The sequence below is a fragment of the Actinomycetes bacterium genome (assembly GCA_035489715.1).
In the GTDB taxonomy this organism is placed as follows: domain Bacteria; phylum Actinomycetota; class Actinomycetes; order JACCUZ01; family JACCUZ01; genus DATHAP01.
On record DATHAP010000075.1, the window covers coordinates 25,374 to 33,918 of the forward strand.

The following is an 8,545-nucleotide window of genomic DNA, read 5'->3' on the forward strand; positions in this document are numbered from 1 at the left end:
GCGGGAGGACCGACCATGGCCGACCACCGGCACGACCACTCCGGCTGGCGGCCGGTCCCGGTTCTCCCGTACCTCGACGCGACGGCGACCACGGCGTTCTGGACCGCGCTCGGCTTCCGGGTCAGCGACGGCTCGCCGGACGGCACGCCCTACCTGCTGGCCGTGCGCGAGGGTGCCGAGCTGCACTTCCGTTCGCTGCCCGAGGTCAAGCCGTGGGGGCTGCGCGAGATGACCGTGGTCGACCCGGCCGGCACCCTGGTGCGGCTGGCGGAGTCGGCCTGACGACGTACGGACGTCGGCTCAGAGGCCGGGCGCACCCCACACCGGGAACCACCGCGACAGGTCCGGCTCGACGGGCAGGTCGCTGCCCAGCGCCCCGCGCACCTGCAGCTCGAACGCCGTGTCGCGCTGCTGCTGGTCACCGGTCGGCGCGAAGGGGTAGAACGTGCTGCGCTTGAACAGGTAGACCAGCCCCAGCCGGCGCCCGTCGTCGCCGGTGAAGCCGACCAGCGAGCACAGCAGCGACGGCCCGAAGCCGTTGTCGACCAGGGTGCTGTTGACCGCGTGCAGGTCGGTGACCAGGCCGGCGACGCCGTCGAGGTCGGCGGGGTCGTGGCGCACCAGCAGCCAGGTGTAGCCGAAGGAGTCGACGCTGCGTTCGACCGCCGGTGTGCCGTCGGCCGCCAGCAGCCGCTCCGCCTCGGCGACCGACCCGGCCGAGGCACCGCCCTCGGCGGCCCGGAAGGCGACCGAGCCCAGCCCTGTGGGTCGCAGGCCGGTCGCCGACTCCAGGGTCAGGGCCGCTCCCGGGACGGCGAACAGCGCGTCCAGCCCGGCGGCCGGCGGCGTGCTGCGGCCGAGCAGCCGGCCCAGCCAGCTCACGTGGTGGGGCGGCCGAGCTGGGCCGAGATGCTGCCCAGCTGCTCCAGCCGGCGCTCGAGCGTCGGGTGGGTCGAGAACAGCGACGACAGGCTGAAGCCGCTCGCGATCGCCGGCGCGAAGAAGAAGGCGTTGTAGGGCTCGGCCTCGCGCAGGTCGCGGTTGGGGATCCGGCCCATCTCACCGGTGATCTTCGTGAGGGCCGACGCGAGCGCCGACGGCTGGCCGGTGAGGAAGGCCCCGGCGCGGTCGGCCGACAGCTCCCGGTAGCGCGACAGGGCGCGGGTCAGCACGAAGCTCAGCGCGTAGACCACGATGCTCACCAGCAGCACGATCAGCACCACGGGAGCGCCGTTCTGGTCCCGCCCGCCGCGACGGCCCAGACCGCTGAACAGCACGATCCGGGTCAGGAACCCGGCGAGCACGCCGACCACGGAGGCGACCGTCATCACGGTCACGTCGCGGTGCGCGACGTGCGACAGCTCGTGGGCGAGCACACCCTCCAGCTCGCGCTCGTCGAGCCGCTTCATGAGCCCGGACGTCGCGCAGACCACAGCGCGCTGGGGAGTCCGGCCGGTGGCGAACGCGTTGGGCACGTCGGTGTCGGCGATCGCCACAGTGGGCTTCGGCATGTCGGACAGGGCGCACAGCCGGTCGACGATGCCGTGCAGCTGCGGCGCCTCCTCGGGGGTCACCACCCGACCGTTCATGGCGTAGAGCGCGATCCGGTCGGAGAAGAACCACTGGGCGAACAGCGCACCGCCGGCGATGACCAGCCCCAGGCCGAGACCCACCTGGGTCGTGACGACGGCGATCAGCGCGACGTAGAGCAGGCCGAGCAGGAACATCGTGAGGCCCATCCGGGCGGTCAGGCCTCGGTCGGGCAGGTATCGCGAGCGGGCCATCAGCCGGGGATGAGCCCCTCGGCCGTGTCGGTCAGCATCGCGCGGACCTCCTCGAGCGTCGCGTCGTCGGAGGGCAGCAGCGCGTCGGACTCGACTAGCTCCTCGTCGGCGAGCGGCTCCCCCAGGGTACGTACCTGGGCGAGCAGGTCGGCGAGGGCGGACCGGAAGCCCGCCTCGTCGCCCGCCTCGACGGCTCGCTCGAGCCCGCTGTCGAGACCGTTGAGCAGCTCGGCGTGCGTGTCGTCGACGCGGAGCTGGCCCTCGCCGCCCAGGATGCGCACGATCACGGCCGGTCCCCTTCGGTCCTGGCCGGCTCGGCCGGGGCCGCCTCGGCGACCGGTGCACCGGTCGCGTCCGACGTGCCGCCAGCCTCGATCGCGTCCGGCGCCTTGCCGGCACCGAGCTCGCCCTTGAGCCGGGCCAGCTCGAGCTCCACGTCGCTCTGGCTGGACATCCGCTCCAGCTCGGCGGTGATGTCGTCCTTCGCGGTGCCGCTGGCGTCGTCGAGGGCGCCGCTGGCGAGCAGCTCGTCGATGGCCCCGGCCCGGGCCTGCATGCTCTGGGTCTTGTCCTCGGCCCGCTGGACCGCCAGCCCGACGTCGCCCATCTCCTCGCTGATGCCGGAGAAGGCCTCGCCGATCTTGGTCTGCGCCTCGGCGGCGGTGTAGGTCGCCTTGATCGTCTCCTTGCGGGTGCGGAACGCGTCGACCTTGGCCTGCAGCCGCTGCGAGGCGAGGACGAGCTTCTCCTCCTCGGCCTGCAGCGCGGCATGCTGGGCGGCCAGGTCCTGCTGCTGCTGCTGGACGCCGGAGCGCCGGGTCAGAGCCTCGCGGGCCAGGTCCTCGCGACCGGCGCCGAGCGCCTGCCGGCTCTGGGTCTCGAGCTTGTCCGACTGCTGCTGCAGCTGGGCCTGCTGGAGCTCGAGCCGCTTGCGCGAGGTGGCGACGTCGGCGACGCCGCGGCGCACCTTCTGCAGCATCTCGAGCTGGCGCTCGTAGGAGTAGTCCAGGGTCTCGCGCGGGTCCTCGGCCCGGTCGAGCGCCTTGTTGGCCTTGGCACTGAAGATCATCTTGAGCCGCTTCATGAAGCTCATCGACCGCACTGCCCCCTCACTGGGACGTGGGACGGGGCGACCTGCACCGTCCACTCGTGATCCCACCCTAGGACGCCCGACGAGCGGTCGGCGGCCGGAGTTCCCGGGGGCCGGGTGACCGGTGTTCCCCTGCCGGGCGGGACACGACCGGCCGGTAAGGTGGCCGGGTGTTCGGACGCAGCAAGGAGTCGACGGCGCCGGCCGCCGACCCGGCGGGCGACGACGCGACCAAGGCGGGCGGCAAGGGCCGCCCCACGCCCAAGCGACGCGAGGTCGAGAAGGGACGCCGGCGCGCGATCACCGCGCCCCGCGACCGCAAGGAGGCCGCCAAGCAGTCCCGCGAGCGGCAGCGCGACGAGCGCACCAGGTCGATGCAGGCCCTGCGCGCCGGCGACGAGCGTCACCTGCCGGCCCGCGACCGCGGCCCGGTCAAGAAGTACGCCCGCGACCTGGTCGACGCCCGGCGCTCCGTCGCCGAGTTCTTCCTGCCGCTGGCCCTGCTCATCTTCGTCCTGACGATCGTCCCGGTGCCCGCGCTGCAGCTCGCGGGCTCCTACCTGTGGCTGGCTCTGGTCGTCATGGTGGTCGTCGACTCAGTCGTGCTGGTGATGCGGCTGCGCCGCGGCCTGGCCCGCAGCTACCCCGACGAGAGCCACCGCGGGGCGGTGCCCTACGCGCTGATGCGCAGCATGCAGATCCGCCGGTTCCGGCTGCCGCCGCCGCGGCTGCGCTCCGGGCGCCGCCGCGCCCGCGGGTGACCGGCTCCCCCTCTTCGACCGGCTCGACCCCCGGCTTCGAGCCGGGCCGTGACCTGTGGCTCGCCCGGCTCGGCAACCTGCGCAACGTCGTGCGCCAGCACCTCGTCGCGACCCAGCTCGACGCGGCACGGCGCGACCTCCTCGGCGACCGCGGGGACCGTCCGCTCACCGTGCTCGACGTCGGCGCCGGCCAGGGCACCCAGGCGCTGCGGCTGGCCCGCGAGGGGCACCGGGTGACCGCGGTCGACATCGCCGAGGACATGCTGGCGCCGTTCCGCGCCGCGCTCGAGTCGGAGCCGCCAGCGGTACGTCGTCAGGTCACGCTGAAGGTCGGGGACGTGCGCGACCTGCCGGGTGAGGCGACGGCGACCGGCCTGACGACGTACGACCTGGTGCTGTGCCACGGCGTGCTGATGTACCTCGACGACCCCGGCCGGGCGCTGGCCGGGCTGGCCGCGGCGACCGCGCCGGGTGGCGTGCTGTCGCTGGTCGCCCGTAACCGCGAGGCGATGGCGTTGCGGCACGCGATGCGTCGGCAGTGGGCGGAGGCTCTCGAGGCCTTCGACGCGACCGGCTACGTCAACGAGCTCGGCGTGGCCGCCCGGGCCGACAACGTCGACGACCTGACCCGCCGGCTGGCCGGGCACGGCCTGGCCGTCGAGCGCTGGCACGGCGTCCGGGTGCTCAGCGACGGCGTACCCCTGGACGAGCCGGTGCCCCCGCCGGACGAGCTGGTGGACCTGCTGGCCGCCGAGGAGCGCGCCGGGCGCACCGACCCCTACCGCGGGGTCGGACCGCTGGTGCACCTGCTCGCCCGGCGCCGGCTGGTCAACGCTCCCGACTGACGACAGTCACTCGGTCGGGCGGCGCTGCGGCACGTTCTTCGCCGTCATCGCCGGGTCGTGCTCCACGACGTCGCCGAGCACCGCGTCGATCCGCTTCATCGCGTCGACCGGTATCTCCACACCGGCCGCCTTGACGTTCTCCGTGACCTGCTCCGGCCGGGAGGCGCCGATGATGGCCGAGGCGACGTTGTCGTTCTGCAGCACCCAGGCGACGGCCAGCTGGGCCATCGTCAGGTCGAGCTCGTCGGCTACCCGCTTGAGGTCCTGGACGCGGCGCAGGACGTCGTCGTTCATGAACCGCGAGATCATGTCGGCGCCGCCCTTCTCGTCGGTGGCCCGCGAGCCGGCCGGCGGCTCCTGGCCGGGCACGTACTTGCCGGTGAGCACGCCCTGGGCGATCGGCGACCAGACGATCTGCGAGACGCCGAGCTCGCGGCAGGCCGGCACGACCTCGCCCTCGATGACCCGCCAGAGCATGGAGTACTGCGGCTGCGAGGAGATCAGCTGGATGCCGAGGTCCTGCGCGAGCTCGTGCCCGGCCCGGATCTGCTCGGCGGTCCACTCACTGACGCCGATGTAGAGCGCCTTGCCCGAGCGGACGACGTCGGCGAAGGCCTGCATCGTCTCCTCGAGCGGCGTCTCGGTGTCGTAGCGGTGAGCCTGGTAGAGGTCGACGTAGTCGGTCTGCAGCCGCGGCAGCGAGGCATCGATCGACTCGCGGATGTGCTTGCGGGACAGGCCGACGTCGTTGGGGCCGCCCGGCCCCGTCGGCCAGTAGACCTTGGTGAAGATCTCCAGCGACTGCCGCCGCTCGCCCTTCAACGCGTCGCCCAGGACCGTCTCCGCCTTGGTGTTGGCGTAGACGTCGGCGGTGTCGAAGGTCGTGATGCCGGCGTCGAGAGCGGCGCGGACGCAGGCGACCGCCGCCTCGTTCTCGACCTGGGAGCCGTGGGTCAGCCAGTTGCCGTAGGTGATCTCGGAGATCTTCAGGCCACTGTTGCCGAGGTATCTGAAGCGCATGGACCCGACCCTAAGGTGACCGGGTGCGCGTCGCGGAGGCGGTGGTGGGAGCGGTGGTCGCGACGCTGGCCGTCGCGGTCGTCGCCGGGTGCTCGTCGGCCGGTGGTGACAGCTCCTCGGGGCGTACGTCCGACAGTGCTCGACCGACGACGTCCGCCACGTCCCCGACGACGTCGGCGGGCACCACGTCCACCAGCGCAGCACCGGCCACGTCGGGACCGCTGGTCCGCAACCTGGCACTCGACCCGCCGCTGATCCGCGCGGCCCGGCGCGGCGAGCCCGACCGGGTGCGTGCCCTGCTCGCCCGCGGCGCCTCGGTGCGGGCGCGCGACGACCGCGGCCGCACGGCGCTCGTGGCGGCTGCCTACGAGAACAACGTCCGGGTGGCCGGCGTGCTCGTCGAGGCGGGTGCCGACGTGAACCGCAAGGACGACACCGTGCAGAGCGCCTACCTGATCGCGACCAGCGAGGTGGGTGACGACACCCGGCTGCTGGACCTGACCCTCGCCGCCGGCGGCGACGTGCGCAGCCTGGACAGCTTCCACGGTACCGGGCTGATCCGGGCCGCCGACCGCGGCTACCCCGGGGTGGTGCGGCGGCTGCTGGCGACCGACATCCGGGTCGACCACGTCAACGAGCTCGGCTGGACCGCGCTGCACGAGGCGGTGATCCTCGGCGACGGCAGCCGGCGCTACGTCCGGGTGGTCCGCCTGCTCGTCGAGGCCGGCGCCGACGCCAACAAGCCGTCGCGGCGGGACGGCGTACGGCCGCTGCAGCACGCCACCAGTCGCGGCTACGACGAGATCGCCCGGGTGCTGCGCGCCGCCGGCGCCCGCTGAGCAGCAGGTTGCGCGAATGACCGGCGTATCGGGCATCCGGCACTTCCATTGCCCTGTCGTCTCCTGGTCGGCGGGCTCGGTGATCGTTGCCCAGCCACACATTGGCCCTGTGCACGTGGCGCGCACTTGAGACATCGAGCGTGGCATGCCAGCCGTCAATGGCAGCCGTCGACGCACTGTGGTATCAGGAGACGATCTCGGTTGACGTGCGAGCCGAGCGGTCTCGCCAGTGGCTTGACTGCCTGACCCCACCGTTGCGCGTGGTGACTGCTCAGGCGGGATGGTCGGCGCGCCCGTCGCAGCGGACCCAGGCGTGTCAGCAGGACGCGGCTGGCGCCGGCTGAGGACGGCAGTCTCGCCCGCTCCGGAGGCGGATCGCGGTCACTTCACCGCGGATCGTCTCCGGAGGGTCGCCGGCGCAGGGGTGGACGTCTCCGGAGGGTCGCCGGCGCAGGGGTGGACGTCCGCTGCGGCCCTGCACCGCGGACGTCTCCGGAGCGGTTACTCGGCCGGGTGCAGGCTCATCGGGCCGTAGACCACCCGGTCGCCCTCGAGCAGGCTGACCTGGTCGACGCCCTCGGCGAGCAGCTCCTGCCAGGCCTCCCCCACCCACGACTCGGCGTCGGCCTGGCTGGGGAACCGGTCGCCGCCGGCCCGCTCGACGACGGTGCCGTCGGCGGCCTCGAAGCGCCATGCGTAGCTCATCCGGGTCCTCCCTGCTTTTGACGGGACCGTACCCGCCGTGGTCTAGTCCGAGCTGCCGGCACCTGTCGGCACACAACTGCAGACGCGCCCGTGCAGGGGAAGCCGGTCCGAAGCCGGCACTGACCCGCAACCGTAGGCCGCAGCCCCCTGGTCACCGACCGGACGAGGGTCCCGCGGCGAGTCGGAACACCTGCCCAGGCGTGAGCGGCTCCTCTCATTCCGTCGAGGTATGCGGGGCGGAGCCCGGACCCACCCCGGGTTCCCGGACCTCACGCCCCCCACGCGCCCAGCGCGTCGGGGGCGTCGTCGTCCCGGTGCCGGGGCCGGTCGGGGATCCGTCGCGGATCGCTTCCGAAAGGACACCCCGTGCTGGCTCCGAACAACACCCACCACCACCCCCCTGCCCGAGCGCAGGCGATCGCCCTGCCGTCGCCCGCCGTACGTCGCAGCCGGGCGCTCGCTGCGCTGGCCCTGCTGACGGCCGCCGTGCTCGTGCTCACCACCCTGCTGACCAGCGCCGGCCCGGCCGGCGCGGCGACGACCCGCAACCGGGCCGACGTCGGGGCCGGCTGGCTGGGCCGCCAGCTCGACGCCACGACCCACCTGGTCGTGGGCGAGTTCGGCCCGTCGTACGGGCAGACCGCCGACGTCGTCCTCGCGCTCTCCGCGGCCGGGGTCGGCAAGGGCAGCGCGGGGGCCGCGACCAAGGCCCTGAAGGCGCACGTCCTCGACTACACCGGCGGCGGCTCCTCCACCGAGTTCTACGCCGGTGCCTTCGCCAAGCTGCTCGTCGTGGCGGCCGCCCGTGACACCGACCCGCGCGCCTTCGGCGATTCCGAGCGGGCCGACCTGGTGGCCGGGCTGCGCGCCCTCGAGTGCGGCCCGCTGCGCGCCGGCTGTGCCGCCGCCGACCACGGCCGCTTCAGTGACGTCAGCGAGTTCGGCGACTTCAGCAACACGATCACCCAGTCGCTGGCGCTGATCGGCCTGGAGCGCACCACGGCGACCGGCCCGTCGCGCGCGGCCGTGCAGTTCCTGCTCGCCCAGCAGTGCGACAACGGGGCCTTCCCGGAGGCGTTCGGCGCGGCCACCTGCTCCGGGTCGGTCGACGCGACCGGCTTCGCCGTGCAGGCCCTGGCCACCGTGGGCGGCCCGGCCGCGACCGGCGCCGCCGCGGCGGCCGGCACCTGGCTGGTCAGGCGGCAGCACCGCGACGGGTCCTTCACCGGCAACGGGGTGCGCAACACCAACAGCACCGCGCTCGCCGCGCAGGCGCTCGAGGACCTCGGCCGGCTGAAGAAGGCGACCATGGCCCGTGGCTACATCCGCGGCCTGCAGGCGCTCTGCGGCGCCAAGGCGTCGGTCCGTGGCTCGGTCCGCTACAGCGCCAAGACCGGCGGCGACCGGGTCCTGTCCACCAGCCAGGCCGTCCCGGCCCTCGCCCGGGTCGAGCTCGGCGACGTGACCAAGGCCGGCAGCGTCCGCGGCCTGCCGCGGCTGG

Annotated in this window: 11 protein-coding genes and 1 riboswitch; of the genes, 5 read left to right on the top strand and 6 right to left on the bottom strand. The window is 73.6% G+C overall.

The window, feature by feature from the left end; translation table 11 throughout:
* Positions 1-15 precede the first annotated feature (15 nt).
* A complete protein-coding gene (locus VK640_06535) occupies positions 16-282 on the top strand; it encodes a hypothetical protein (protein ID HTE72839.1) in 267 nt (88 codons plus the stop codon).
* An 18-nt stretch (positions 283-300) separates the two neighbouring features.
* Here VK640_06535 and VK640_06540 read toward each other — a convergent pair whose 3' ends face one another.
* From VK640_06540 to VK640_06555, 4 genes are read right to left on the bottom strand one after another with little or no spacing between them, the layout of a single operon-like run.
* Positions 301-882: a hypothetical protein gene (locus VK640_06540; protein HTE72840.1), complete on the bottom strand. Its 582-nt coding sequence runs from the start codon at positions 880-882 to the stop codon at positions 301-303.
* Positions 879-1,784: a zinc metalloprotease HtpX gene (gene htpX / locus VK640_06545; protein HTE72841.1), complete on the bottom strand. Its 906-nt coding sequence runs from the start codon at positions 1,782-1,784 to the stop codon at positions 879-881. Before htpX ends, VK640_06540 begins: the two co-directional genes overlap by 4 nt.
* Positions 1,784-2,071 (bottom strand): hypothetical protein, encoded by a 288-nt coding sequence (locus VK640_06550; GenBank protein ID HTE72842.1) that lies wholly within the window; start codon positions 2,069-2,071, stop codon positions 1,784-1,786. The genes htpX and VK640_06550 overlap by 1 nt, the downstream gene beginning before the upstream one ends.
* On the bottom strand, positions 2,068-2,868 hold the full coding sequence (locus tag VK640_06555; GenBank protein ID HTE72843.1) for a PspA/IM30 family protein: 801 nt from the start codon (positions 2,866-2,868) through the stop codon (positions 2,068-2,070). Before VK640_06555 ends, VK640_06550 begins: the two co-directional genes overlap by 4 nt.
* 176 nt (positions 2,869-3,044) lie before the next feature.
* Between VK640_06555 and VK640_06560 the strand changes: the two genes are divergently transcribed.
* Together VK640_06560 and VK640_06565 are read left to right on the top strand one after the other, a co-directional pair.
* On the top strand, positions 3,045-3,635 hold the full coding sequence (locus VK640_06560) for a DUF3043 domain-containing protein (protein ID HTE72844.1): 591 nt from the start codon (positions 3,045-3,047) through the stop codon (positions 3,633-3,635).
* Positions 3,632-4,480, top strand: a complete 849-nt coding sequence (locus VK640_06565) for a methyltransferase (protein ID HTE72845.1) — start codon at positions 3,632-3,634, stop codon at positions 4,478-4,480. Before VK640_06560 ends, VK640_06565 begins: the two co-directional genes overlap by 4 nt.
* A 6-nt stretch (positions 4,481-4,486) precedes the next feature.
* Here VK640_06565 and VK640_06570 read toward each other — a convergent pair whose 3' ends face one another.
* Entirely contained in the window at positions 4,487-5,500 is a 1,014-nt protein-coding gene (locus VK640_06570) for an aldo/keto reductase family protein (protein HTE72846.1), read from the bottom strand.
* A gap of 23 nt (positions 5,501-5,523) precedes the next feature.
* Between VK640_06570 and VK640_06575 the strand changes: the two genes are divergently transcribed.
* Positions 5,524-6,339 carry an ankyrin repeat domain-containing protein gene (locus VK640_06575; GenBank protein HTE72847.1) on the top strand — a complete coding sequence of 272 codons (816 nt, stop codon included), beginning with the start codon at positions 5,524-5,526 and terminating at the stop codon, positions 6,337-6,339.
* A 501-nt stretch (positions 6,340-6,840) separates the two neighbouring features.
* On the opposite strand, the gene VK640_06580 is transcribed toward VK640_06575, so the two are convergent.
* Entirely contained in the window at positions 6,841-7,044 is a 204-nt protein-coding gene (locus VK640_06580) for a hypothetical protein (GenBank protein ID HTE72848.1), read from the bottom strand.
* A gap of 94 nt (positions 7,045-7,138) precedes the next feature.
* A riboswitch (cobalamin riboswitch) is annotated at positions 7,139-7,236 on the top strand.
* Between the two features lie 174 nt (positions 7,237-7,410).
* Here VK640_06580 and VK640_06585 point away from each other — a divergent pair.
* A partial coding sequence (locus VK640_06585) for a hypothetical protein (GenBank protein ID HTE72849.1) occupies positions 7,411-8,545 on the top strand: 1,135 nt, incomplete at its 3' end.

Coding starts and splice junctions, on each gene's coding strand:
- VK640_06535 (HTE72839.1), top strand. CDS start 16: ATGGCCGACCACCGGCACGACCACTCCGGCTGGCGGCCGGTCCCGGTT.
- VK640_06555 (HTE72843.1), bottom strand. CDS start 2,868: ATGAAGCGGCTCAAGATGATCTTCAGTGCCAAGGCCAACAAGGCGCTC.
- VK640_06580 (HTE72848.1), bottom strand. CDS start 7,044: ATGAGCTACGCATGGCGCTTCGAGGCCGCCGACGGCACCGTCGTCGAG.
- htpX (HTE72841.1), bottom strand. CDS start 1,784: ATGGCCCGCTCGCGATACCTGCCCGACCGAGGCCTGACCGCCCGGATG.
- VK640_06570 (HTE72846.1), bottom strand. CDS start 5,500: ATGCGCTTCAGATACCTCGGCAACAGTGGCCTGAAGATCTCCGAGATC.